This window comes from Mycobacterium sp. 2YAF39 (genome assembly GCF_052114565.1).
In the GTDB taxonomy this organism is placed as follows: domain Bacteria; phylum Actinomycetota; class Actinomycetes; order Mycobacteriales; family Mycobacteriaceae; genus Mycobacterium.
In genome coordinates, this window is record NZ_JBFREZ010000002.1 from 226339 (window position 1) to 250537 (window position 24199).

A 24199-nucleotide genomic window follows, 5' to 3' on the forward strand; every position below is an offset into this window, starting at 1 on the left:
ATTCGTGATTTTCCTTCTCTTTGACTCTTCTATTTGATTCGGGACTACTTGGCCGTGCCGATACCGCGCGGACCGCGCGACAGTGACACCACACCGGACTGCACGAGCTCGCGGATTCCGTACGGCTCCAACACCCGCAGCAGCGCCTCGAGCTTCTCCGGGGTGCCGGTGGCCTCGACGGTCACCGACTCCGTAGAGACATCAACGACCTTGGCGCGGAAAAGATTCACTGCCTCGATGACCTGACTGCGCGTGGTCGCGTCGGCTCGCACCTTGATCAAGGCCAACTCGCGCGAAACCGAGTTGTCCTCATCCTGCTCGACGATTTTGATCACATTGACGAGCTTGTTGAGCTGTTTGGTGATCTGCTCGAGCGGCGACTCCTCGACGCTGACCACGATCGTCATCCGGGACATGTCCTTCTGCTCGGTCGCGCCGACCGCCAGTGACTGGATGTTGTAGCCACGCCGGGAGAACAGTGACGCCACCCTGGCGAGCACGCCGGGCGTGTCCTCGACGAGCACCGAGAGAGTATGCGTGGGAGTCGCCATCATGCATGTCCTTCTGCGGGATCGTCGAACAGCGGACGGATGCCGCGCGCGGCCTGGATCTCGTCATTGCTGGTGCCTGCGGCGACCATCGGCCACACCTGGGCATCGGCGCCGACGATGAAGTCGATGACCACCGGACGGTCGTTGATCTCCCGGGCCTGCTGGATGACGGATTCGACGTCTTCTGCTCTCTCACAACGCAATCCGACACAGCCGAGCGCCTCGGCCAGCTTGACGAAATCCGGGATGCGACGCGAATGCGTCGCCAGATCCGTTTGGCTGTACCGCTCTTCGTAGAACAGCGTCTGCCATTGCCGCACCATGCCCAGATTGCCGTTGTTGATGATGGCCACCTTGATCGGCGCGCCCTCGACAGCACAGGTGGCCAACTCCTGGTTGGTCATCTGGAAGCAGCCGTCGCCGTCGATCGCCCACACCTCGGCCTCGGGCCTGCCGAACTTGGCGCCCATCGCGGCGGGAACGGCGTAACCCATGGTGCCCAGACCGCCCGAGTTCAGCCACGTCTTGGGCTTCTCGTACTTGATGAACTGCGCGGCCCACATCTGGTGCTGCCCAACGCCGGCGACGTACACGGCGTCCGAACCCGCGATCTTGCCGAGCGTTTCGATGACGTACTCGGGCGACAGGCTTCCGTCGCTCTGCGCCCCGTAGCTCAACGGGTAGGTCGTCTGCACGCCGCGCAGATACTCCCACCAGTTGTCGATTTCGATCGAATCGACACTGCCGTCGCGTCGCAAGACGTCGATCAGGTCGATCATCACCGCTTTGACGTCTCCCACGATCGGCACATCGGCGTGCCTGTTCTTGCCGATCTCGGCCGGGTCGATGTCGGCGTGGATGACCTTCGCTTCTGGCGCAAAGGAATCCAGCCGGCCCGTCACCCTGTCGTCGAAACGGGTGCCCAGCGCGATCAGCAGATCGCTGCGTTGCAGAGCGGCGACCGCGGCGACAGTGCCGTGCATTCCCGGCATGCCCATGTTCTGCGGGTGGCTGTCCGGGAACGCGCCACGGGCCATCAGCGTGGTGACGACCGGGATGCCGGTCAGCTCGGCCAGATTCAGCAATTCCTCGCTGGCCTCGCCGCGGATCACGCCGCCGCCCACGTACAGCACCGGCTTGCGCGATGCCGCAATCAGCTTGGCCGCCTCGCGAACCTGGCGATGGTGTGGCTTCGTGTTCGGCTTGTAGCCGGGCAGACCGATCTGCGGCGGCCAGCTGAACGTGCATTGCCCCTGAAGCACATCCTTGGGGATGTCGACGAGTACCGGGCCCGGACGACCCGAACGCGCGATATGAAATGCCTCGGCCATCACCTGTGCGATGTCGTCGCCGTTGCGGACCAGGAAGTTGTGCTTGGTGATCGGCATCGTGATGCCGGAGATGTCGGCCTCCTGGAAGGCATCCGTGCCGATCAGCGCACGGCCGACCTGACCTGTCACCGCGACGACGGGGATCGAGTCCATGTACGCGTCGGCGAGCGGAGTGACCAGATTCGTGGCACCAGGACCCGACGTCGCCATGCAGACCCCCACCCGGCCGGTGGCGTGCGCGTAACCACTGGCGGCATGCCCCGCGCCCTGTTCGTGGCGCACCAGCACATGGCGCAGCTTCTGCGAGTCGAAAAGCGGGTCGTAGACAGGCAACACGGCCCCACCGGGGATACCGAAGATGATGTCGACGTCGAGTTCCTCCAGCGACCGGATTACCGCCTGCGCTCCGGTGAGCTGATGCGGCGCAATGCGTTTGGATGCAGCCGAACCTGGCGTTGCCGCAGCGGCGGCGCCGGATGTCCCGTTCGGCGCGGTCGCCGACTGCTCGGGTGGTCGCGTGGTGGGTGCGCTCACGATCTTCTCTCTCTGTTCCTGGCGGTTTCTAGGATCTCAAATCGGTGGTGGGGCAAGAAAAAACCCCCGTCAGCAGGGCTGCTGTACGAGGGTCGCGCGTCGATGCTGTTGGCTATGCCCGGGCGAGGGCAAGCGCGGCATCAACGCGCTTCCCAATTACTACGAGCATTCCCGGGGCCTGCATAACACTCGACGGTAGCCTCCGCACTGGTCACCGGTCAAATTACCGCCGGCGTCGGCGTGGTCGCATTCCCGGCCCACCCGCCACCGGTGGAAAGATGGCGGTGTGAACGCCGACGCCGACCAGAAGCCCATCGTCATCAAGATCTCCCCGATGGCGCATTTCGCGGTCGGCTTTCTCACGCTGGGGCTGCTGACGGTGATTCTGGCCGGTCCGTCCTGGGTTGCCCTGCTGCTCGTCATCCCGATCTTGTTGTCGGTGGCGGTTGCCAGGTACCGGACCGTCGCCGACAGCAAGACGGTGACGGCACGTTCTCTGCTCAGTAGCGAGACCGTGGACTGGGATGACATCGACGGCCTGCGATTCGACAGGTCTTCCTGGGCGCGCGCACACCTCAAGAACGGGCAGGATCTGCGGCTTCCCGGGGTGACCTTCGCGACACTGCCCCGACTCACCGAGGTGAGCGCGGGTCGGGTGCCCAACCCGTACAGCTAGACCCTCAGGCCAGCGGATTGCCGCCGTTGAGGAGCACCCACACTGCGACCCCCGCACCGATGCCGAGCAGCAGCGCGATGAACGAGCCGACGAACGGGCGACGGGCCCAGCCACGCCCGGCGTCGAATCCGTACCTGCCGGGGCCGGTCAGGATGAGTGCCGCGACCGCACCCGCCAGAAAGACCTTGTACTCATGGCCGTCGGTGAGGAACGACGCCAGCCTGGCCTCTTCGTGTGCCGCCATGGCGTCCGCCAGCAGGCCGGTCACCAGGTATGCCAGCGCACCGGCCGCCGCCACCGGGGTGAACAGCCCAAGGACCAGCAGCAGTCCCGCCGCGATCTGTCCGACCGTCGTGACGTAGGTCAGGACTTCGGCGTACTTGAACCCCATTCCGGTCAGCGAATCCCCCCAGGCGTCCAGACCGGGGCCGCCCCACAGGCCCAATGCCTTCTGCAGCCCGTGCACGATCAGGATCGCGCCGGCGCCGAGGCGCAGGATGAGAAGACCGAGGTCCTGGGTCCCGCGACGCTCTGCAACCGCGGAGTCGAGGTCGGGTCCGAATTCGGCCGGTTCCGCACCATAGGAGGTCAGCGAGTGCCGCCCGGTGGTCGGCTGTACATACGGCAACGGTTCGGGGTCGTTGAGCAGCCCGTAGCCGGATGTCTCGGTCGAGGACCGGCCCGAGTCGTACGACGGGATCGCCGTGGTTTCGAAATCGCCGGCGTAATGCGCCGTAGGAAGATCGTCGTCGGGGTCGACCAGGCTTGCCGACGTCGGGCGCCCGGCCGCGTCGTCGGGGCGCTGCCATCCGCTTGATTCGTGGGGATTACTGGTCACAACTGCCAGCGTAAGGGCTCCTAACCCGTGAACCGGGCATTGGCGCGGTGCTTTCGGGCCCCTATTCGCGGGCCTTCCACAGGCGTGGGGGCGGCATGTGCGTGGCGCGCACTGCCGAACGATCCGTAACCTGGCTCGCATGAGACTGCGCCGGCCGATGCGGGCTGTGTTGGCCGTGGTGTGCGCGGCGTTGCTCGTCGGGTCCGGATGCGCGCGTTTCGACAATGCACAGTCGCAGCCGTTCACCACCGAACCGGAACTGGCGCCGGGACCGACGTCGACGCCTCCACCGCCGCCACCGCTCCCGCCCAAGCCGTTCCCCAAGGAATGCCCGGCGCAGGGTGTCATGCAGGGCTGCCTGGAAAGCACCAGCGGCCTGATCATGCTGCCGGACAGCCAGTCGGCGTTGGTCGGCGAGCGGACCACCGGCGCGGTGAAAGAGGTGTCGGTCCGCGCCGAACCCAAGGTCAAGGTCGTGCTTCCCGTTGACGGCAGCGGCGACGGCGGGCTCATGGACATCGTGATGTCCCCGACCTACGCGCAGGACCGGCTGATGTACGCCTACATCAGCACTCCGACCGACAACCGGGTCATCCGCATCGCCGACGGCGACATCCCCAAGCCGATATTGACCGGCATCCCCAAGGGCGCGACCGGAAACACGGGTTCGCTGATCTTCACCAGCCCGACGACGCTGCTGGTGCAGACCGGTGACGCAGGCAATCCCGCTCAAGCGGGCGATCCTCGTTCGCTGGCGGGCAAGATACTGCGGATCGAGCAGCCGACCACGGTCGACCAGGCGCCCACCACCACGGCGCTGTCCGGCCTCGGCGCAGGCGGGGGAATGTGTATCGACCCGTCCGACGAGTCGCTGTACGTCACCGATCGCACACCGACCGGTGACCGCCTGCAGCGCATCACCAAGGACTCCAAGGTGTCGACGGTGTGGACGTGGCCGGATCGTCCTGGCGTCGCCGGCTGCGCGGCACTCGACGGCACCGTGCTGGTGAACCTGGTGAACAGCAAGCAGTCCGTCGCTGTGCGCCTGGCCCCCGAAACCGGGGCGGTCACCGGGGATCCCGAAGTGGTCCGTCAGGATCTGCACGGGCATGCCTGGGGTATGGCGGTGTCACCCGACGGCAACGTCTGGGGCGCGACCGTCAACAAGACTGCAGGCGACGCCGAGAAGTTGGACGACGTCGTCTTCCCGTTGTTCCCGCAGGGCGGCGGGTTCCCGCGCACCAACGCCGACAACACGTAACGCTAGAAGGTCGACACCCTAGCTGCAGGCGGCCAGCACGAGCTCGCGCACACGGGCGGCGTCGGCCTGACCCTTGGTCGCCTTCATCACCGCGCCGACGATGGCGCCCGCGGCCTGCACCTTGCCGCCGCGAATCTTCTCCGCGACATCGGGATTGGCGGCAATGGCTTCGTCGACGGCGGTTTGGAGTGCCGAGTCGTCGCGCACGACCTCGAGACCGCGACCCTTCATCACCTCGCCGGGTTCGCCCTCGCCGGCAAGCACACCCTCGACGACCTGGCGGGCCAACTTGTTCGACAGCTTGCCCTCGTCCACGAGTTCGACCACCGCGGCCACTTGGGCCGGGGTGATCGGCAGCACGTCGAGCTCGACGCCGGACTCATTGGCCTTCTGCACCAAGAAGTTTCCCCACCACGCGCGGGCCGCTTCACTGGACGCGCCGTGTTCGACGGTGGCGGCCACCAGGTCGATGGCACCGTTGTTGACCAGATCGCGCATGACCTCGTCGGAGATACCCCAGTCCTGCTGAATGCGGTTGCGCGTCAACCACGGCAACTCGGGAATGGTGCCGCGCAGCCGTTCGACGAGTTCCGCGCTCGGGGCCACCGGTTCGAGGTCGGGCTCCGGGAAATACCGGTAGTCCTGCGCCGTCTCCTTGCTGCGGCCCGCCGTGGTGTGGCCGGCCTCGTGGAAGTGCCGGGTCTCCTGCGTGATCGTGCCGCCTGCCTCGAGAATCGCTGCCTGGCGCCGCATCTCGTAGCGCACGGCGACCTCGACGCTCTTGAGCGAGTTCACGTTCTTGGTCTCGGTGCGCGTGCCGAATTCCGTCGCGCCCTTGAGCTTCAGTGACAGGTTGGAGTCGCACCGCATCGAGCCCTGGTCCATCCGGACATCGGAAACACCCAAGGCACGCAACAGATCCCGCAATGCGGTCACATAGGCCCTTGCGATTTCCGGTGCCCGCTCGCCGGTGCCTTCGATGGGTCTGGTGACGATCTCGATCAGCGGCACGCCCGCACGGTTGTAGTCGAGCAGCGACGTCGTCGCGCCCTCGATGCGACCGGTGTCGCTACCGAGGTGCGTCAGCTTGCCGGTGTCCTCCTCCATGTGCGCGCGTTCGATCTCGACGCGCCACGTGGTGCCATCATCGAGCGGCACTTCGAGGTAACCGTCGACCGCTATCGGCTCGTCGTACTGGCTGATCTGGTAGTTCTTCGGCTGGTCGGGGTAGAAGTAGTTCTTCCTCGCAAACCGGCCCCATGGGGCGATATCGCAGTTGAGCGCCAGTCCGATCCGGATGGCCGACTCGACCGCGGACTGGTTGAGCACCGGCAACGATCCGGGGAGCCCCAGACACACCGGGCACACCTGCGTGTTGGGCTCGCCGCCGAACTCGTTGGTGCATCCGCAGAACATCTTGGTGGCGGTGGAGAGCTCGACGTGGACTTCCATGCCCATCACAGGGTCGTAGCGGGCGATGACCTCGTCGTAGTCGAGAAGCTCAGAGGCGGCGACAGTCATGCAAGCAAGTCTAGTGAGCAGATCTCAGCCAAAGAATTCGGCGGCGTCGTCGTAACGGCTCTGCGGCACCAGCTTCAATTGGCGCACCGCGTCCGCGAGCGCGACACGGCCGATCTCCTGGCCGCGCAACGACACCATCATCCCGTATTCGCCTGCGTGTGCGGCGTCGGCGGCGTTCACCCCGAAGCGGGTGGCCAGTATCCGGTCGTATGGCGTCGGAGTCCCGCCGCGCTGCACGTGCCCGAGCACGGTGACGCGTACCTCTTTGTTGATCCGCTTCTCGACCTCCACGGCGAGCTGCTGGGCGATACCGGTGAACTTCTCGTGACCGAACTCGTCGATTCCGCCCTGGCGCAACTGCATTGAGCCCTCGGCGGGCTTGGCACCCTCGGCCACGACGCAGATGAAGTGTGCGTCGCCCCGCACGAAGCGCTGCTTGATCAGCCGGCAAACTTCCTCGACATCGAACGGCTGCTCGGGAATCAACGTCATATGGGCGCCGGATGCCAGACCGGCGTTCAATGCGATCCAGCCGGCGTGCCTGCCCATCACCTCGACCAGCATCACCCGCTGGTGGGACTCGGCGGTGCTGTGCAGCCGGTCGATTGCCTCGCTGGCGACGCCGAGTGCGGTGTCGTGCCCGAACGTGACGTCCGTGCAGTCGATGTCGTTGTCGATGGTCTTGGGCACGCCGACGACGGGGACGTTCTCCTCGGACAGCCAGTGCGCGGCGGTCAGCGTGCCCTCGCCGCCGATCGGGATCAGCACGTCGATGCCGTTGTCGTCGAGTGTCTGCTTGATCTGGTCGAGCCCGGCCCGCAGTTTCTCGGGGTGCACCCGGGCGGTGCCCAGCATGGTTCCGCCCTTGGCGAGCAGTCGATCGTTGCGGTCGTCGTTGGCCAGCTGGATGCGGCGGTTCTCCAGCAGTCCGCGCCAACCGTCCTGAAACCCGACGACAGACGAGCCGTAGCGCACGTCGCATGTCCGCACGATCGCGCGGATCACCGCGTTCAGCCCAGGACAGTCGCCCCCACCGGTGAGTGTTCCGATCCGCATTTGCCCATCCTCCCCTGTCAGAGCGCCGTTGGCAGCGGACCTCGCGCAACTTCATACGCGGCGCCCACCCGGTAGAGCCGGTCATCGGCCAGCGCCGGGGCCATGATCTGCAGCCCCACCGGCAGGTTGTCGTCTTCTGACAGCCCCGACGGCACCGACATTCCGCAATGCCCGGCCAGGTTCAGCGGCAATGTGCACAGGTCGAACAGGTACATCGCCAGCGGATCATCGACCTTCTCCCCCAGCGGGAAGGCGGTCGTCGGGGTGGCCGGTGAGATCAGCACATCGACCTTCTCGTAGGCCTCGTCGAGATCGCGCGCGATCAACGTCCGGACCCGTTGCGCCTGGTTGTAATAGGCGTCGTAGTAGCCCGCCGACAGCGCATAGGTACCGATCATGATGCGGCGCTTCACTTCTGGGCCGAACCCTGCGGCGCGCGTCAACGCCATCACTTCCTCGGCGCTGTGCGTGCCGTCATCGCCGACGCGCAACCCGTACCGCATCGCGTCGAAGCGTGCGAGGTTCGACGACACCTCCGAGGGCAGGATCAGGTAGTACGCGGGCAGCGAGTAGTCGAAGTGTGGGCAATCGACCTCGCTGACCTCGGCGCCAAGCGCGGTCAGCTGTTCGACGGCGGCATTGAACGACGCCAGCACACCGTCCTGGTAGCCGTCGCCGCGCAACTGCTTCACCACGCCGATCCGCACGCCCTTGAGATCACCCGCCGCACCTGCCCGTGCCGCCGCGACCACGTCGGGCACCGCGGCGTCCACCGAGGTCGAGTCCTTCGGGTCGTGTCCGGCGATCACCTCGTGCAGCAGCGCGGTGTCCAGCACCGTCCGCGCACACGGCCCGCCCTGGTCCAGCGACGACGCGCATGCGATCAATCCGTAGCGCGACACGGTCCCGTAGGTCGGCTTCACACCGACGGTCGCGGTCAGCGCCGCGGGCTGACGGATCGACCCACCGGTATCGGACCCTATCGCCAGCGGCGCCTGAAACGCCGCGAGCGCAGCGGCGCTGCCGCCGCCGGAACCACCGGGCACGCGATCGGTGTTCCACGGGTTGCGGGTCGGGCCGTAGGCGGAGTTCTCGGTCGAGCTGCCCATCGCGAACTCGTCCATGTTCGTCTTACCGAGAATCGGGAGGCCCGCAGCGCGCAGCCGCGTCGTGACGGTGGCGTCGTACGGGGACGTCCAGCCCTCGAGGATCTTGGAGCCGCACGTGGTGGGCATATCGGTGGTGGTGAACACGTCTTTGAGCGCCAGCGGCACACCGGCCAGCGGCGACGGCAGCGTTTCGCCCGCAGCGACGAGGGCGTCCACCCGCGCCGCCTCGGCCAGCGCCTTCTCCCGCGCGACGTGCAGGAACGCGTGGTAATCGCCGTCGGTGGCGGCGATCTGGTCCAGGCAGGCGCGCGTCGCCTCGGTGGACGACACCTCCTTGGCGGCGATCTTGGCGCCCAGCGTCGCCGCATCCAACCGGATCACATCGTCACTCATTCGGCCTCCCCCAGAATCCGCGGAACGGCGAACCTTCCGTCGACCGCCTTGGGGGCCTCGGCCAGTGCCTCCTCCTGGGTCAGGCACGGCTCGACCTCATCGGGTCGAAAGACGTTGACGTCCTTGAGCGGATTGCCGGTCGGGTCGACCCCTGCGGCGTCGACGGCCTGGATCTGGCTGACGTGGCCGAGGATGGCGTCCAACTGGCCGGCGTAGCTGTCGAGCTCGTCATCGGTCAGCGCCAGGCGCGCAAGGCGCGCCAGGTGGGCTACCTCGTCTCGGGAGATCTGTGACACGACTGCAAAGCCTAGTCATCGCCGGCCCTCTGCTCTTCACGCAAGCGCTCATCGCCAGCCCTCTGCTCTTCACGCAAGCGCTCATCGCTGGAAATGCTCAGCTTCAGGCGCTGTGAAACAGTGTTGCCCGTGCCTTCCTATCTGCTGCGGGTCCAGCTGGAGGACCGACCGGGCAGTCTCGGCTCACTAGCCGTGGCGCTCGGCACCGTGGGCGCCGACATCCTGTCCCTCGACGTCGTGGAGCGCGGGGCCGGCTACGCCGTCGATGATCTGGTCGTCGATCTGCCCCCTGGTGCGATGCCTGACCTGCTGATCACCGCAGCCGAGCAGATCAAAGGGGTCTACGTCGACGCCATCCGGCCGCACCTCGGTCTGCTGGAGGCGCACCGCGAGCTCGAGCTCATCGACCACATCGCCGCCGCGCACGCGAAGGACCGACTGCAGGTGCTGGCCGACGAGTCGCCCCGTGTTCTTCGTGTCGGATGGTGCACGGTCGTTCGGCTGACCGAATACGGTCCCGAACGAATCGTCGGAAGCCACGGAGCTCCCGAAACTCAGGCCGCCGAGACTCCGTGGCTGCCGCTGGATCACGCGGAGGCGCTGGACGGCGCGGCCGAATGGGTGCCGCAACTGTGGCGCGACATGGACACCACGCTGGCCGCCGCACCACTCGGCAGCCCCAGCACCGCCGTGGTGCTCGGCAGGCCCGGCGGCCCCCTGTTCCGGCCTTCGGAAGTCGCGCGGCTGGGGTATCTGGCCGGCATCGTCGCGACGCTGCTGCGCTGAGCCGACGTCCTAGACGCCGTCGGGCCCGATCTCCAGCAGCCGGGTGAAGCCGTCTTCGTCGAGAACCGGCACGCCGAGTTCGACAGCCTTGTCGAACTTTGAGCCCGGGGCATCGCCCGCCACGACGTAGGCCGTCTTCTTCGATACCGAGCCGGCAGCCTTGCCGCCGCGCGCGACGATCGCCTCCTTCGCATCGTCGCGGGAGTATCCGGTCAGCGATCCGGTGACGACGATCGAAAGTCCCTCGAGTGTGCGCTCGATGCTGGCATCGCGTTCGTCGGCCATCCGCACACCGGCCGTGCGCCATTTGTCGACGATCGCGCGGTGCCAGTCGACGGTGAACCATTCGGTGACCGCTGCGGCGATCGTCGGCCCCACCCCTTCTACGACCGCCAGCTCGTCCTCCGACGCGGCCATGATCGCATCCAGAGTGCCGTACTCGGTGGCCAGTGCGCGGGCGGCCGTCGGACCGACGTGGCGGATGGACAAGGCGACCAGTACCCGCCACAGCGGTTTCGACTTGGCCTCATGGAGATTCACCAGCAGCCGCTTGCCGTTGGCCGACAGGTTGCCGTCCTTGGTCTTGAACAGGTCCGTGCGCAACAGGTCGGGACTGCCGATCGTGAACAGGTCGCCTTCGTCGGTGATTACCTTCGCCTGCAGGAGCGCGACGGCCGCCTCATAGCCGAGGCCTTCGATGTCGAAGGCGCCACGGCCCGCGACGTGAAACACACGTTCACGCAACTGTGCGGGGCATGACCGCGTATTGGGGCAGCGAATGTCGGCGTCACCCTCCTTCGCCGGGGCGAGGGTCGTGCCGCATTCGGGACATGTTGTGGGCATGACGAATTCGCGTTCGGAGCCGTCACGAAGGTCCACGACGGGGCCGAGCACCTCCGGAATCACGTCGCCCGCCTTGCGGATCACCACCGTGTCTCCGATCAGGACGCCCTTGCGGACGACCTCCGAGGCGTTGTGCAGCGTCGCCTGGCTGACGGTGGAGCCCGCGACCTTGACGGGCTCCATGAAGGCGAACGGAGTGACCCGTCCCGTGCGGCCCACGTTGACCTTGATGTCGAGCAGCTTGGTGGTCGCCTCCTCCGGCGGGTACTTGTAGGCGATCGCCCACCGCGGTGCGCGCGAGGTGGAACCGAGCCGCCGCTGCAGCGCGATCTCGTCGACTTTGACGACCACGCCGTCGATTTCGTGCTCGACGTCGTGGCGGTGCTCACCCCAGTACGCAATGTGCTCGGTGACGGCTTCGATGCCCTTGACCCGCGCGGTGTGATCGGAGACCGGCAGCCCCCACGCATCCAGCGCTAGGTACGCGTCGTGCAGAGTTTTGGGGCTGAAACCTTCGGTGCGTCCGAGGCCATGGCAGATCATCCGTAGCCTGCGGCGCGCGGTGACGGCGGGATTCTTCTGCCGGAGCGACCCGGCCGCGCTATTGCGCGGGTTGGCGAACGGCGGCTTGCCCTCTGCGACGAGGCCGGCGTTGAGGTCTTCGAAGTCCGCGACACGGAAGAACACCTCACCGCGCACCTCGAGAACCTTCGGGATCGGGAATTTCTTTGAGCCGGTGAGCTTTTCAGGAATATCGTCGATGGTGCGCGCATTCAGGGTGACGTCCTCGCCGGTGCGACCGTCGCCCCGGGTGGCCGCGCGCTCCAGCCGTCCGTCGCGATACACCAGCGCCAGCGCGACACCGTCGATCTTGAGCTCGCACAGGTAGTGCGCGTCGTCACCGATCTCACCCTTGGTGCGCGCAGCCCACGCCGCGAGCTCGTCGGGGGTGAACACGTTGTCCAGAGACAGCATCCGCTCGAGGTGATCGGCCGAGGTGAAGTCGGTGGCGAAGCCGGCGCCGCCCACCAGCTGCGTCGGCGAATCGGGGGTTCGCAGCTCCGGATGCCCGTCTTCGAGCGCCTGCAGTTCACGCAGCAGCTTGTCGAACTCCGCGTCCGAGATGGCCGGGGCGTCGCGGACGTAGTAGCGGAACTGATGGCCGCGCACCTCGTCGGCCAGCTCCTGCCACCGGCGACGCAGATCCGCGTCGGGCGCGTCTTCGGCCTGTTCTGCCAGCGTGGTCTTCGCGTCAGGAGTCGCCTTCGGGCTCACCCTGGCAGGCTATCCGAGGCCCCGGACAACCCCCTGACACGTCGTGGCGAGCGGATATCCTGACCCGATGCCACACCCGACGATGTTTCGCGACGACGACCCGGTGCTGGCGAAGGTACGCGAGATCGCCCTCGCTTTCCCCGAGGCGTTCGAGAAGGTGTCGCACGGCAGACCGTCGTTCTTCGTCACGAAGATGTTCTTGATGTACGGCGGCAGCGTCAAACCGGCCACGAAGGGCGCCGACTACACCCAGTACCCGCACTCGGTCATGGTCAAGGTCGACGACAGCGACCGGCGGGCGCTCCAGCAAGATCGGCGCTTCTTCTTCCCCGCCTATCTCGGTCCGTCGGGGTGGCTGGGTCTGGATCTCGACGCGAAGAAGAAGATCGATTGGGGTGAGGTCACCGAACTGATCGATGCGTCGTACCGGCTGACCGCACCCAAGAAGCTCATCGCTGCACTCGACGAAGTTTGACCCGCGACCGGTAGGCCATGGTTCGATCAGGCCATGAGCTTCGCGAGCCCCTTCCCCGAAGTCGACATCCCGTCCAGCAGCGTCTACGACTTCCTGTTCGGTCGCGTCGGCGAGGCCGACCTCGACCGGGTCGCCCTTGTCGACGCGAAGTCGGGCACGCAGACCTCCTACCGCGAATTGATCGATCGTGTCGACGCATTCGCCGGTGCGCTGACCGGCCGTGGTATCGGCGTCGGCGATGTTGTGGGCCTGTTGTCTCCGAACAGTTCGGTCTTCGCGGTGTCCTTCCACGGCATCCTGCGCTCGGGCGCAACCGCCACCACCATCAACGCGTTGTTCACCGCCAAAGACATCGCCAAGCAGCTGACCGACTCGAACGCCAAGATGCTGGTGACGGTGACACCGCTGCTCGAGCAGGCCAAGGAAGCGGCCGCCGCAGTCGGGCTGGCCGACAGCGACCTCGTCGTGCTGGACGGTGAAGGCCATGAGATCGCCGGTCATCCCAATGCCGCCGACCTGATGCAGCATGGACTGCCCGCACCGGACGTGAGTTTCGCGCCGTCGTCTCATCTCGCGGCCTTGCCGTACAGCTCGGGCACGACCGGCAATCCCAAAGGCGTGATGCTGACCCACCGCAACCTGGTGTCCAACGTCGCACAAATCCGTCCGCTGCACGGGATGGTCGCCGACGACGTCGTCATCGCGGTCCTGCCGTTCTTCCACATTTACGGAATGACGGTGTTGCTCAACGCCGCACTGCATTCCCGGGCGCGACTGGTCATCATGGGAAGCTTCGATCTTGGCGAGTTTCTTGCCAACATCGCGAAACACAAGGTCACGATCGCGTTCATCGCGCCGCCGGTCGCCGTGGCGCTCGCCAAGCATCCGCTGATCGACGACTACGACCTGAGCTCACTGAAGGTCGTCATGTCCGGTGCCGCACCGTTGGATGCCGACCTCGGTCAGGCGGTGGCCGACCGGTTGGGCTGCCGCGTGGTGCAGGGGTACGGCATGAGCGAGCTCAGCCCCGTCAGCCACATCACGCCGTTCGACGCGGGCACGCATGAGATGAAGGCGACGGCGCCGCTGAGTTCGGTCGGATGGACGGTGTCCAACGCCGCGTCCAAGATCATCAGCCCCGAGACCGGCGACGAGATCGGTGTCCCCGCAGAGGGGCTCAGCGCGACCGGAGAACTCTGGTTCAAGGGGCCCAACGTGATGGCGGGCTATCTGAACAACGACGAGGCCACCAGCGAAACCATCGATGACGCCGGCTGGTTGCACACCGGCGACCTCGCCCAGGTCGACGCGAACGGCTGCGTGTACATCGTCGACCGGCTCAAGGAACTCATCAAATACAAGGGCTATCAGGTGCCGCCCGCCGAACTCGAAGCGGTGCTGCTGAGTCATCCCTCGATTGCCGACGCGGCGGTGATCGGTGTCGTCGACGACGAAGGCGAAGAGGTGCCAAAGGCTTTCGTGGTCAAGCAATCCGAGACCGAACTGGACGCGGGCGAGGTGATGGACTTCGTCGCAGGCCAGGTGGCCCCTTACAAGAAGGTGCGCCAGGTGGAGTTCATCGAGGCGATCCCGAAGTCCGCGGCAGGCAAGATCCTGCGCAAGGACTTACGCACGTCGTAGCCGTAGTCTCTCCGCCGCGTGCGCGGCGCATGCCTGCCGGTAACCGAGCGCAGCGCCTGCGGCCGGGATCAACAGCAGCCCGGCTAGCCCCCACAGCGGATTCGACCAATCCGTCGTTGCGCCGACCCCACCCAGTTGCTGCGTCAGCACTCGCGGCGCTGAGCTCTCAGTCATGGGCGACGCCGGTGGTGCGGGCGACACGGTTGGCGGGGGCGGAGGCGGAGCCAACGGCACAGCGGGGGCCTGCCACTGTGATGCGGGAACCGGCGCCTGCGGTCCGGGTTGACGGCTCTGGGTCCATGGCTCCCGCCCGTTCCCCACGGTGACGCGGGGTGGACTGAATTGCGGGCTCGGCGTGCCTGCGAGACCCGACCCGGACCCGCCGGGTGAGATGGCTTCGACAGTGACGGTCGTGGCGGATTCGCTCACACGCGATGTGCTGACGTCGGACACATCCGAGGTCGCGGCGAGGCTTGGCGCCGAGTCCTCGGTATCGGTGGCGGCGACGCGGCCCGATCCGACGCGAGCCTGCGGGCTCTCGATGATGCCCGGCTCGGCGGTGTCGTTTCCGTTGCCGCCCTTGCCGCTGTCGGGCTTACCGCTGCTAACGCTGCCGCGGTCGTCACGCCTGTTGTTACTTGCGTCACCCGGGCGACGCGGGCCGCGGTTTTCGTGATTTCCGTTGCCACGGCGGTCGTGATCATTGCGCTCAGACCCACCTCGGCCTTTGCCGCCCCCGTTGCCACGGTCAGAACTGCTGCCGCGATCGGAATGCGGGCCGCCGGGATCTGCGAGCGCCACGGTCGGAAAGCCACACAACAGGAAAAACGCCACGAGAACACCCACACCTGCCGCCAGGTAATGGCTGAATCGGGCCACAGTTTCTCCTGCCAGTGGCAAAGATAATTCGACGTTTCGTCGATGCATTGTCGCACGCGGGCGGGGTCTTTGGCTCCCCCCGCCCGGCGAATGCGCGAAGATCGTAACCGAGCGGTCTATTTGTCTTCTACGTAAATTCGCAATCGGTCAATTGCGTTGTCCCACCGTTGCGACAGCACGTTGAGAAATTCGCTGGCATCGGTCAGCGGCTTCGGCTGTATTCGCCAGATTCGTTCCCTGCCGTAACGCTGACTGGTCACCAGTCCCACCGCCTCCAACAGCAGCAGATGTTTGGTCGCCGCCTGCCGGCTAACCGACACGACCTCCGTGATCTTGGTCGTCGAGCAGGGTCCGCCGTCGCACAAGCGGGTGACGATGCGCAGACGATTCGGATCGCCCAGCGCGTCGAACAACGGTGCTGTGGCGACGGCGGATGTACTCACACCTTCTCGCTGAGGGCGAGGTACTTGCGGATCAGCTCCGTCTGGGCGGCCCAGCCCTCGCTGTTGCCCTCGAACGCCGACTGGCGGCGGTCGGCGGGGATCGCCTCGAACCCGGACTCGACGATGCGCAGCAGCACGCCGTCGGCTGTGTCCTCGAGGGTGAATTCCACCAGCGTCGCCGGTTCCTCCGCGTGGTTCGCACTGTCCTCGATCCCGAACGGGTGCCACCGGAACGCCAGCCGCCGCTTCGGCTCCACGGCGACGATCTGCCATGCGTCCGCCTGCCCGGCGTAGGGCTTCTGCGCCTTGGCGACGTCCTCGTCGACCGCGGTCGGCGTCATTGTTCCGGTGACCGACGCGCCCGCGACGAACGGACCGTCGAAGCGCACTCCGAACCACTGGCCGAACTCGTCGGCGTCGCTGATTGCGCGCCACACCCGGTCCAGCGACGCCTTCAACAACACTTCCTTCTCGATCCGATCTGGATTCATGTGCAACCTCCTGGTCGCCTTTTACGCTAGCGACGATCGCCTAAACGCGCAACCTTTTGGTTGCGTATGACTTGGCTCGGTCTAGATGGCGTCCGGATCGTCGGCGAACGCGTCGGCAGCTTTTTGCGCCAGTTCGACGGCGATACGGGCCCACTCCGCGGTGGCTCCCGCGAGGCCGCAGGCGGGCGTGACGCCGATCCGCTCACGCAATATCGATCGCGAGAATCCGAGCCGGTCGGTGACGGAGAACGCCGCCTTCGCCACTTCCTCGGGCGACGGGCGTGCGGCAGGCGCGGTCGACGGGACGACTCCGAGCAGCACAGTACGTCCGGATTCGACGAACTCGCCGATGCCGTCGAGATCAGCCACGGAGAGCGTCGCCACGTCGACCGAAAGGCCGTGAATACCGCTGCGCTGCAGCAGCTTCCATGGCAGCCCCGCGGAGCAGCTGTGCAGCACCACCTCGGTGCCCACGGCCGCGATGCAGTCATCGATCAGCCCGATCGCGACGGGCTCGTCCACCGGATGCACCGGCGTGAAGCTGGTGACCCCGGACAGCCGTCCTTCGAGCGCGGCAGGCAACAGCGGCTCGTCGAACTGAACCACCACGGCAGTGTCCAGCCGCCTTGCGACCTCTGCTCGATGATTCTTCACACCCTCGGCAAGGGAGGCTGTCAGGTCGCGTACGGCGCCCGCGTCGGTGATCGCACGATGCCCGCCGGCCAGCTCCAACTGGGCTGCCAGTGTGATCGGGCCCGGCGATTGGACCTTCACCGTGCGCGTACCGCCGCGCAGCCCGGCGTTCTCCCAGGCCTCCTCGAGCGCGTCGAGATCTTCGTTGAGCAGGCTGACGGCCCGCCGCACCACCGAGCTACGCCCCGGGGCGATACGGTAGCCACGCGGCACCGTGTCGATACCGATGTCGACGAGCAGCGCACCGGCCCGCCCGATCATGTCGGCGCCGACGCCTCGGTCCGGCAACTCGACGAGATGCGGCAGGGTGTGCAATTCACCGACGACGATCTCGGCGGCCTGGCGCGGTGAGGTACCCGGCCACGAACCGATGCCGGTGGCGGCGGCGAAAACACTCACTCGTAGAACAGTATTCGATGCGACTAATCTCAGTCTGGAAGGGTTGGGAGGTGCGCCATGCCCGTAGCGGCGAGGCCGTTGATGGTCTGGGGTGCGGCGGCCCTGTTGGCTGCCGGATGTACCCAGTCGGTCACCGGTACGGCGGTTCGGGCGATCCCGGGCATCGACGACGATTCGTTGTCGCCGGTGGACGTCGAGGCGGTCGTGCTCGATCAATCGCAGATGCGGGCGATCACCGGGGCCGGCGATGACCTTTCGATCATTCCGAGCATGGACGGCAAGATTCCCGTCGACATCGAGCCACTCGTCAAAGGCTCTCCCCCGCAGTGTCAATGGCTCTTCGCCGAGTCGCAGACGTTCGGCGCTGGGGTCGAGGAATTCCACAAGACCACATTCCAGAATCCACCCGACGGCGGCCAGATCTCGGAGGCCGTGGCCGCGTACCGCGACCCGGTCGTGGCCCGCGCCGCGTTCGACTCCCTCGTCGGACTTGTCGACGGCTGCGGCTCGACCGGTTTGGGTTCGACGCTGGTCGGCGAATGGTCTGCCGGGAACGACGCGCTGACGACGCGGCCCGGCGCGTGTGGTCGCGACTACCGCGTGAAATCTGTCGTCTTGGTCGAGGTCACGTTCTGCCACTTCTCTGCCTCGGTGCCCGACCTCGTGATGACGAATATCCTCGCGAACGTGCCGGAATGATCGCCGCTAGCGCATGATCGTTGCGCTACCCAGCACCTCGTCACCGTCGGGGTCCGGACGGTAGAGCACCATTGTCTGGCCGGAGGCGACGCCACGAATCGGGGCACGCAATTCGACGGAAAGCCGGCCGTCCTGCAGTTCTGCGACACCGTCGCCGATGCCGCCGTGCGCGCGCACCTGCACCTGACATTCCAGCGGGCCCGACGGAGCGACGCCCGAGGTGAACACCGGCCGTTCGCCGGTCAGCGTCCACACGTCGAGATCCGCTGCGTTCCCGACGTGCACCGTGCCGCTGTCGGCGTCGATGCCCGTGACGTAACGCGGCTGCCCGTCAGGCCCAGGCCCTGCGATCCCGAGCCCCTTGCGCTGGCCGACGGTGAAACCGTGCACACCCTCGTGCTCGGCCAGCACCGTTCCGCCTGCATCGACCACCGATCCGCGGCGGACACCGATCCGCGCGCCGAGGAAGGCACGCGTATCGCCCGACGGGATGAAGCAGATGTCGTGGCTGTCGGGCTTTTCGGCGACGGCCAGCCCTCGGCTCGCCGCCTCCTCGCGAATCTGCGGCTTGGGTGTGTCGCCGATGGGAAACACGGCGTGGCGCAATTGCTGCGCGGTCAGCACCGCGAGAACGTAGGACTGGTCCTTATCGGCGTCGACAGCGCGGCGTAGCCGTCCGTCCGACAGCCGGGCGTAATGGCCCGTCGCCACCGAATCGAAGCCAAGCGCCAGCGCACGAGCCGCCAATGCGGAGAACTTGATTCGCTCATTGCATCGCACGCACGGGTTCGGTGTCTCACCGCGGGCGTAGGACGAGACGAAGTCGTCGACCACATCCTCTTTGAACTTGTCAGCGAAATCCCATACGTAGAACGGGATGTCGAGCACGTCGGCGACTCGCCGGGCATCACCGGCGTCTTCCTTGGAGCAGCAGCCCCGCGATCCGGTGCGCAGCGTGCCCGGCGCCGACGAGAGAGCGAGGTGCACGCCGACCACGTCGTGGCCGGCGTCGACCATCCTGGCGGCCGCGACCGACGAGTCCACGCCACCGCTCATCGCAACGAGCACCCGCACTATTCGATGACTCCCGAACTCGCCAGCGCCGCCTGTCGCGCGCGCTCGACTGCGGCGGGTAAGACCGCCAGCGCGGCCTCGACATCGGAGTCGGTACTGGTGTGGCCCAATGACAGTCGCAGCGAACCGCGGGCGCTGGCAGGGTCGGCACCCATGGCGATCAGCACATGGGACGGCTGCGCCACTCCGGCGGTACAGGCCGAACCCGTCGAGCACTCCACACCCTTGGCGTCGAGCAACATCAAAAGCGAGTCGCCCTCGCAGCCGCGGAACGTGAAGTGGGTGTTGCCGGGCAGCCGATCGCCGCCGGCCGCGCCGTTGAGGGAAACATCGTCGATACTCGACAACACGCCGTCGATGAGCCGGTCGCGCAGTTCGGCGACGCGCGCGCTGTTGGCTTCCAGACCTTCCACCGCTATGCGCGCCGCGGCGGCCATCGCGACGGCTCCGGCGACATCCGGTGTGCCCGAACGGACATCGCGTTCCTGGCCACCACCGTGCAGCAGCGGGACGCACGCCGTGTCGCGGCGCAGCAGCAGTGCCCCGACACCGGTGGGTCCGCCGAACTTGTGTGCGGCGATGCTCATCGCCGACAACCCGCTCACACTGAAGTCGACCGCTATCTGACCAACGGCCTGTACTGCGTCACTGTGCATCGGAACGTCGAATTCGGCTGCGATAGCGGCCAGTTTCGCAATCGGCATGATCGTGCCGACCTCGTTGTTGGCCCACATGACCGTCACCAACGCGACATCATCGTGCTCGGCCAGTGCGTCGCGAAGTGCGGACGGTGAGACCGATCCGTCGGCGTCGACGGGTAACCAGGAGACCTCGGCGCCTTCGTGCTCCACCAGCCACTCGACGGCGTCGAGCACGGCGTGGTGCTCGACCCCGGTGGTGATGATGCGCCTGCGCCGTGGGTCGCCGTCGCGGCGTGCCCAGTAGATGCCCTTGACTGCGAGGTTGTCGCTTTCGGTTCCACCCGCCGTGAAGACCACCTCGGACGGCCGCGCGCCCAGGAGCTTGGCAAGCGTCTCGCGTGCCTCCTCCATGCGTCGGCGAGCCGTTCGGCCGGTGCCGTGCAGCGAGGACGCGTTGCCGACCGTCGCCAGGACAGAGGTCATCGCCTCGATGGCGGCGGGGTGCATCGGGGTGGTGGCGGCGTGATCCAGATAGACCGGTGACGAGTCGCTAGCGCGAAGAACATCTGGCGAGGTCATAGCCGTTCCATGGTAGCTGCCCCGGATCGGCCGGCCAGATCGCGTGGTCAGGCCACCAGTGCGTGACCGTGTCCTCGTCGTGCCGCGTCACCCCGCACCGCGGATTCGCAGCGGGCAGCGAGGTCACGACGGTCGGCGCCCGGCAACTGCAACGACTCGACCTGCACACGGACGATCGTGCGTCGCGCGGTGATCAGCCGTCGGATCGACGCGAGCAGAGTGTCCGTTCCGACGTACGCGGCGATGGTCGACGGCGCACCGTCGCGACCGTGATAGCTCAGCCGCAGCGGTTGGACCGGCCTGCCCGCATCCACCGCCGCCTGGAACATCGCCGGCCTGAACTGCCCGTAGGCAAGGCCACACCATGTCGTGCCCTCCGGGAAGGCCACGACCGTCTGACCGGCCTGCAACCGCGCGGCGATCATGGAGACGACGTCGGGCAGGCGCCGCAGGTTGTCCCGATCGATCGGGATGACCTTCATCAGCCGCGCCAGAAAGCCGAGCCCCGGCCAGTCGACCATCTCGGACTTGGCGACGAACCGGCCCGGCAGAACCGAACCGATCGCGAAGATGTCCACCCACGACACATGGCCCGCGACCACGAGCACTCCCTGCAGATTGCGAATCGGTCCACCGGACACCGTGATTCGCACACCCAGGCAGCGCAACATCAGTCGGCAATAGCTTCGCTGGACATGCGAGCGGCCCGGCACCGGAATGGCGAGCAGCGGCACAGCGGACAGCAGCAGGAAGGCGAAGGTCGCGCGGATCGCGACCCGCCAGGCGACGACCACCCGCTGACCGGCGGGCGCCACCGTCGCGGCGACGCAACTGACATCGCACGTGGCGCGCGGCAGCCAGGGACTGTCGATGGTCATGACGCGATCCCGTCGGCCATCGTGCTCGCCGCGCCGACCGACCTCAGGCGTTTGAGATATCGGATGTCGGCCTTGCGTTTATCCAGTAGCACCGGGAAGTCGCCGACTCCGAAGTCCGGGTCGTGCGCCGGGTCGCCGCACACCTGCGCGCCGAGCCTCAGGTAGCCGCGCATCAGCGGCGGCACAGCCACCCGCGCGGGCGGATCGATGGCATCCAGGTCCCTGCCGCCGACCGTCACCGGCCGATACGGGTACACCGTGTACTCCGCGGGAGCGGCGTAGCGGCGGCGGACGAAGTCCCGCACCCCGCGGATCTCGCTGCCGGGCGCGGTGCCGTTCCCACCCGCGACGGGCACTGACACGCAACCGGTCACGTAGTCGTAGCCGCAGCGGTCCAGATAGGCCAGGATTCCGGCCCACATCAGCAGCACGACACCACCGTTGCGGTGATCCTCGCGGACCACCGCGCGGCCCATCTCGACCAGCGAGGGCCGCAACGCGTCGAGACCCTGTACGTCGAATTCCGTTGCGGTGTAGAGGCCACCGGCCGCGATGGCCCCGGGTGGCGGCAGCATCCGGTAGCAGCCCACGAGTTGACCGGAGTTGTCCTCACGGACCAGCAGATGATCGCAGTACTCGTCGAAGCGATCGGCGTCGCGTCCGGCGTCGAATCCCGGGCTGGTATCCGAAATCGCGTAACCCGGCTCAGAGGTGAACACATCGTGGCGGAGGCGCTGCGCCGTTTCGATCAGCGCAGGATCGGTGGAGAGCAGCAGGGTGTAGCGCGGCATCGATGATGAACCGGCCAACCCTTGTTCGATGTCGTCGGGGGCGATGAGTACAGAAGCAGTGCTCATGGCTGCACGGTCGCCCAGCCGCATCTCCGAATGGCATCGGACGCGTGTCGTGTCCGTGAGCGCTAGGTGACGAGTTGGGCTTTTCTACCAGCTCACGTGTGCAGAATCACATCCGGCCGCACGCGGCCGAAACGCGAAATCGCACGCTCGCCAGGCGAAACGTGCGATTTTGCGGTTCCAGCGAAACTGCTAGCCCTTGCGGGTCTTGACCGCCTCGGTCAGCTGCGGCGCGACCTTGAACAGGTCGCCGACGATGCCGAGGTCGGCGATCTCGAAGATCGGCGCCTCTTCGTCCTTGTTCACCGCGATGATCGTCTTGGACGTCTGCATACCGGCGCGGTGCTGGATCGCCCCGGAGATGCCCAGCGCGATGTACAGCTGCGGCGACACGGTCTTGCCGGTCTGGCCCACCTGGAACTGGCCCGGGTAGTAACCAGAGTCGACAGCGGCGCGCGACGCACCGACTGCGGCACCGAGCGAGTCGGCCAATTCCTCGACCACGCTGAAGTTCTCGGCGCTGCCGACACCACGTCCACCCGACACGACGACAGTCGCCTCGGTGAGTTCCGGACGGTCGCCTGCCACCGCGGGCTCGCGCTTGGTGATCTTGGTCGCGTTCTCCGCCTGCGCGGGCACCTCGACGCTGACGACCTCGCCGGCACCGTCGGCCGGTTCGGCGTCGATGGCACCGGGACGCACGGTGATCACAGAGAGCTCACCGGTCGACTCGGCTTCGACGGTGAATGCGCCACCGAAGATGGAGTGGATGGCCTTGCCGCCGTCCTGGACCTCCACGACGTCGGTCAGCACACCGGCACCGATACGCGCGGCCAACCGACCCCCGATCTCCTTGCCGTCGGCGGACGCGGCCAACACCACACCGGCCGGGCTGGCGGACTCGACGAGCGAAGCCAGCACGTCCACGTACGGCGTGATGAGGTAGTTGTCGGCGTCGTCGGATTCGGCGACGTAGATCTTGGCCGCACCCGCAGCCTTGAGCGCGTCGGTCAGCCCCTCGGCCGTGCCCGGCTTGCCCACCACGACGGCGGAGGGCTCGCCCAACTTACGTGCGGCAGTGATCAGTTCGGCGGTGACCTTCTTCGGGGCACCTTCAGCGTGCTCGACGAGCACAAGTACTTCAGCCATAGGTCTTCGATGTCCTTCTGGGTTCTTTTCGGCGTTTGGGGCTAGATGATTTTTTGGGCGACGAGGTACTCGGCAACCTTGGCGCCGCCTTCGCCTTCGTCGGTGACCTTCTCGCCCGCAGTCTTGGGCGGCTTCGGGGTCGACTTGGTGACCTTCGTGCCTGCGTTGGCGACACCCACCTCGTCGGCCTCGACACCGATCTCAGCCAGCGTCAGCGTCGTCACTTCCTTCTTCTTCGCGGCCATGATGCCCTTGAAGGACGGGAAGCGCGGCTCGTTGATCTTCTCGTTGACGCTGACCACGGCGGGCAGCGACGCCTCGACGGTGAACACACCGTCGTCGGTCTCGCGCTCGCCGGTGACCTTGCCGCTCTCGACCGTCACCTTGCGCAGGTGGGTGAGCTGCGGCAGACCCAGGTACTCGGCCACGATCGCGGGGACCGCGCCACCGACGCCGTCCGTCGCCTCGTTACCGGCGATGACCAGCTCCGTGCCTTCGATCGTCCCCAGCGCGCGGGCGATCGCCCAGCCGGTCTGGACCATGTCCGATCCGTGCATGCCCTCGTCGACGAGGTGCACGGCCTTGTCGGCCCCCATCGACAGCGCCTTGCGGATGGCCTCGGTGGCGCGCTCCGGCCCGGCTGTGAGCACTGTCACAGTGCTCTCTCCGCCTTCCTTCTCCTTGATGAGAAGCGCCTCTTCGACGGCGCGCTCGTTGATCTCGTCGAGCACGGCGTCGGCGGCTTCACGGTCGAGGGTGTAATCCCCGTCGGACAGCTTGCGCTCCGACCATGTGTCAGGGACCTGTTTGATCAGGACCACGATGTTCGTCATG

The 24199-nt window shown here is 66.6% G+C and carries 24 protein-coding genes; 6 read left to right on the plus strand and 18 right to left on the minus strand.

Translation table 11 applies throughout. From position 1 onward, the window contains the following. Positions 1–44: 44 nt before the first annotated feature. Positions 45–551, minus strand: coding sequence for an acetolactate synthase small subunit (gene ilvN / locus AB4Z42_RS06580; RefSeq protein WP_442008332.1), 507 nt, complete (start codon positions 549–551; stop codon positions 45–47). Next, complete coding sequence (locus AB4Z42_RS06585; RefSeq protein WP_442008333.1) at positions 551–2416, minus strand: acetolactate synthase large subunit; 1866 nt, start codon at positions 2414–2416, stop codon at positions 551–553. Before AB4Z42_RS06585 ends, ilvN begins: the two co-directional genes overlap by 1 nt. 334 nt (positions 2417–2750) lie before the next feature. Between AB4Z42_RS06585 and AB4Z42_RS06590 the strand changes: the two genes are divergently transcribed. Next, positions 2751–3092, plus strand: coding sequence for a PH domain-containing protein (locus tag AB4Z42_RS06590; protein ID WP_442008856.1), 342 nt, complete (start codon positions 2751–2753; stop codon positions 3090–3092). A gap of 4 nt (positions 3093–3096) precedes the next feature. Here the strand turns inward: AB4Z42_RS06590 and AB4Z42_RS06595 are convergent, their stop codons facing one another. After that, entirely contained in the window at positions 3097–3930 is an 834-nt protein-coding gene (locus AB4Z42_RS06595; protein ID WP_442008334.1) for a DoxX family protein, read from the minus strand. Between the two features lie 139 nt (positions 3931–4069). Here AB4Z42_RS06595 and AB4Z42_RS06600 point away from each other — a divergent pair, with 139 nt between their 5' ends. Then, the gene (locus tag AB4Z42_RS06600) at positions 4070–5191 is read left to right on the plus strand and encodes a PQQ-dependent sugar dehydrogenase (RefSeq protein ID WP_442008335.1); all 1122 of its coding nucleotides are present in this window, start codon (positions 4070–4072) and stop codon (positions 5189–5191) included. 18 nt (positions 5192–5209) lie between these two features. Here the strand turns inward: AB4Z42_RS06600 and gatB are convergent, their stop codons facing one another. From gatB to gatC, 4 genes are read right to left on the minus strand one after another with little or no spacing between them, the layout of a single operon-like run. After that, positions 5210–6712 carry an Asp-tRNA(Asn)/Glu-tRNA(Gln) amidotransferase subunit GatB gene (gatB, locus tag AB4Z42_RS06605; protein WP_442008336.1) on the minus strand — a complete coding sequence of 501 codons (1503 nt, stop codon included), beginning with the start codon at positions 6710–6712 and terminating at the stop codon, positions 5210–5212. Positions 6713–6736: 24 nt separating this feature from the next. Further along, entirely contained in the window at positions 6737–7768 is a 1032-nt protein-coding gene (locus AB4Z42_RS06610) for an ATP-dependent 6-phosphofructokinase (RefSeq protein ID WP_442008337.1), read from the minus strand. A 17-nt stretch (positions 7769–7785) separates the two neighbouring features. Further along, positions 7786–9270: an Asp-tRNA(Asn)/Glu-tRNA(Gln) amidotransferase subunit GatA gene (gatA, locus tag AB4Z42_RS06615; protein ID WP_442008338.1), complete on the minus strand. Its 1485-nt coding sequence runs from the start codon at positions 9268–9270 to the stop codon at positions 7786–7788. Continuing rightward, positions 9267–9566, minus strand: a complete 300-nt coding sequence (gene gatC / locus AB4Z42_RS06620) for an Asp-tRNA(Asn)/Glu-tRNA(Gln) amidotransferase subunit GatC (protein ID WP_442008339.1) — start codon at positions 9564–9566, stop codon at positions 9267–9269. Before gatC ends, gatA begins: the two co-directional genes overlap by 4 nt. Before the next feature lie 129 nt (positions 9567–9695). Between gatC and AB4Z42_RS06625 the strand changes: the two genes are divergently transcribed. Beyond that, entirely contained in the window at positions 9696–10352 is a 657-nt protein-coding gene (locus tag AB4Z42_RS06625; protein ID WP_442008340.1) for an amino acid-binding protein, read from the plus strand. 9 nt (positions 10353–10361) lie between these two features. On the opposite strand, the gene ligA is transcribed toward AB4Z42_RS06625, so the two are convergent. Then, positions 10362–12434, minus strand: coding sequence for an NAD-dependent DNA ligase LigA (gene ligA, locus AB4Z42_RS06630; RefSeq protein WP_442008857.1), 2073 nt, complete (start codon positions 12432–12434; stop codon positions 10362–10364). 103 nt (positions 12435–12537) lie between these two features. On the opposite strand from ligA, the gene AB4Z42_RS06635 reads away from it, so the two are divergent. Both AB4Z42_RS06635 and AB4Z42_RS06640 read left to right on the plus strand, forming a co-directional pair. Next, positions 12538–12945, plus strand: coding sequence for an MmcQ/YjbR family DNA-binding protein (locus tag AB4Z42_RS06635; RefSeq protein WP_442008341.1), 408 nt, complete (start codon positions 12538–12540; stop codon positions 12943–12945). Between the two features lie 33 nt (positions 12946–12978). Beyond that, entirely contained in the window at positions 12979–14586 is a 1608-nt protein-coding gene (locus tag AB4Z42_RS06640) for a 4-coumarate--CoA ligase family protein (protein ID WP_442008342.1), read from the plus strand. Here the strand turns inward: AB4Z42_RS06640 and AB4Z42_RS06645 are convergent. The 4 genes from AB4Z42_RS06645 to AB4Z42_RS06660 form a co-directional block, all read right to left on the minus strand. After that, entirely contained in the window at positions 14572–15465 is an 894-nt protein-coding gene (locus tag AB4Z42_RS06645; RefSeq protein WP_442008343.1) for a hypothetical protein, read from the minus strand. The genes AB4Z42_RS06640 and AB4Z42_RS06645 overlap by 15 nt on opposite strands. A gap of 116 nt (positions 15466–15581) precedes the next feature. Next, positions 15582–15908 (minus strand): ArsR/SmtB family transcription factor, encoded by a 327-nt coding sequence (locus tag AB4Z42_RS06650; RefSeq protein WP_442008344.1) that lies wholly within the window; start codon positions 15906–15908, stop codon positions 15582–15584. Continuing rightward, positions 15905–16399: an SRPBCC family protein gene (locus AB4Z42_RS06655; protein WP_442008345.1), complete on the minus strand. Its 495-nt coding sequence runs from the start codon at positions 16397–16399 to the stop codon at positions 15905–15907. The genes AB4Z42_RS06650 and AB4Z42_RS06655 overlap by 4 nt, the downstream gene beginning before the upstream one ends. 81 nt (positions 16400–16480) lie before the next feature. Continuing rightward, positions 16481–17491 carry a methionine synthase gene (locus AB4Z42_RS06660; protein ID WP_442008346.1) on the minus strand — a complete coding sequence of 337 codons (1011 nt, stop codon included), beginning with the start codon at positions 17489–17491 and terminating at the stop codon, positions 16481–16483. A gap of 57 nt (positions 17492–17548) precedes the next feature. Between AB4Z42_RS06660 and AB4Z42_RS06665 the strand changes: the two genes are divergently transcribed. Continuing rightward, entirely contained in the window at positions 17549–18190 is a 642-nt protein-coding gene (locus tag AB4Z42_RS06665; protein ID WP_442008347.1) for a sensor domain-containing protein, read from the plus strand. A gap of 6 nt (positions 18191–18196) precedes the next feature. Here AB4Z42_RS06665 and mnmA read toward each other — a convergent pair whose 3' ends face one another. From mnmA to AB4Z42_RS06695, 6 genes are all read right to left on the minus strand, one after another. Next, positions 18197–19264, minus strand: a complete 1068-nt coding sequence (mnmA, locus tag AB4Z42_RS06670) for a tRNA 2-thiouridine(34) synthase MnmA (protein ID WP_442008348.1) — start codon at positions 19262–19264, stop codon at positions 18197–18199. After that, a complete protein-coding gene (locus AB4Z42_RS06675; protein ID WP_442008349.1) occupies positions 19264–20484 on the minus strand; it encodes a cysteine desulfurase family protein in 1221 nt (406 codons plus the stop codon). Before AB4Z42_RS06675 ends, mnmA begins: the two co-directional genes overlap by 1 nt. Before the next feature lie 47 nt (positions 20485–20531). Beyond that, positions 20532–21362, minus strand: a complete 831-nt coding sequence (locus AB4Z42_RS06680) for a lysophospholipid acyltransferase family protein (RefSeq protein ID WP_442008350.1) — start codon at positions 21360–21362, stop codon at positions 20532–20534. Next, complete coding sequence (locus AB4Z42_RS06685) at positions 21359–22219, minus strand: GNAT family N-acetyltransferase (RefSeq protein WP_442008351.1); 861 nt, start codon at positions 22217–22219, stop codon at positions 21359–21361. The genes AB4Z42_RS06680 and AB4Z42_RS06685 overlap by 4 nt, the downstream gene beginning before the upstream one ends. Positions 22220–22408: 189 nt before the next feature. Next, on the minus strand, positions 22409–23365 hold the full coding sequence (locus tag AB4Z42_RS06690; protein ID WP_442008352.1) for an electron transfer flavoprotein subunit alpha/FixB family protein: 957 nt from the start codon (positions 23363–23365) through the stop codon (positions 22409–22411). A 41-nt stretch (positions 23366–23406) separates the two neighbouring features. Beyond that, positions 23407–24198, minus strand: coding sequence for an electron transfer flavoprotein subunit beta/FixA family protein (locus tag AB4Z42_RS06695; protein ID WP_442008353.1), 792 nt, complete (start codon positions 24196–24198; stop codon positions 23407–23409). Between the last annotated feature and the right edge of the window lies 1 nt (position 24199).

What these genes read in the sequence shown, in the direction of transcription:
- ilvN (WP_442008332.1), bottom strand. Translation starts at nt 551, where the DNA reads ATGGCGACTCCCACGCATACTCTCTCGGTGCTCGTCGAGGACACGCCC.
- AB4Z42_RS06590 (WP_442008856.1), top strand. Translation starts at nt 2,751, where the DNA reads ATGGCGCATTTCGCGGTCGGCTTTCTCACGCTGGGGCTGCTGACGGTG.
- AB4Z42_RS06600 (WP_442008335.1), top strand. Translation starts at nt 4,070, where the DNA reads ATGAGACTGCGCCGGCCGATGCGGGCTGTGTTGGCCGTGGTGTGCGCG.
- gatB (WP_442008336.1), bottom strand. Translation starts at nt 6,712, where the DNA reads ATGACTGTCGCCGCCTCTGAGCTTCTCGACTACGACGAGGTCATCGCC.
- AB4Z42_RS06610 (WP_442008337.1), bottom strand. Translation starts at nt 7,768, where the DNA reads ATGCGGATCGGAACACTCACCGGTGGGGGCGACTGTCCTGGGCTGAAC.
- gatA (WP_442008338.1), bottom strand. Translation starts at nt 9,270, where the DNA reads ATGAGTGACGATGTGATCCGGTTGGATGCGGCGACGCTGGGCGCCAAG.
- AB4Z42_RS06635 (WP_442008341.1), top strand. Translation starts at nt 12,538, where the DNA reads ATGCCACACCCGACGATGTTTCGCGACGACGACCCGGTGCTGGCGAAG.
- AB4Z42_RS06640 (WP_442008342.1), top strand. Translation starts at nt 12,979, where the DNA reads ATGAGCTTCGCGAGCCCCTTCCCCGAAGTCGACATCCCGTCCAGCAGC.
- AB4Z42_RS06655 (WP_442008345.1), bottom strand. Translation starts at nt 16,399, where the DNA reads ATGAATCCAGATCGGATCGAGAAGGAAGTGTTGTTGAAGGCGTCGCTG.
- AB4Z42_RS06665 (WP_442008347.1), top strand. Translation starts at nt 17,549, where the DNA reads ATGCCCGTAGCGGCGAGGCCGTTGATGGTCTGGGGTGCGGCGGCCCTG.
- AB4Z42_RS06675 (WP_442008349.1), bottom strand. Translation starts at nt 20,484, where the DNA reads ATGACCTCGCCAGATGTTCTTCGCGCTAGCGACTCGTCACCGGTCTAT.
- AB4Z42_RS06680 (WP_442008350.1), bottom strand. Translation starts at nt 21,362, where the DNA reads ATGACCATCGACAGTCCCTGGCTGCCGCGCGCCACGTGCGATGTCAGT.
- AB4Z42_RS06685 (WP_442008351.1), bottom strand. Translation starts at nt 22,219, where the DNA reads ATGAGCACTGCTTCTGTACTCATCGCCCCCGACGACATCGAACAAGGG.
- AB4Z42_RS06690 (WP_442008352.1), bottom strand. Translation starts at nt 23,365, where the DNA reads ATGGCTGAAGTACTTGTGCTCGTCGAGCACGCTGAAGGTGCCCCGAAG.
- AB4Z42_RS06695 (WP_442008353.1), bottom strand. Translation starts at nt 24,198, where the DNA reads ATGACGAACATCGTGGTCCTGATCAAACAGGTCCCTGACACATGGTCG.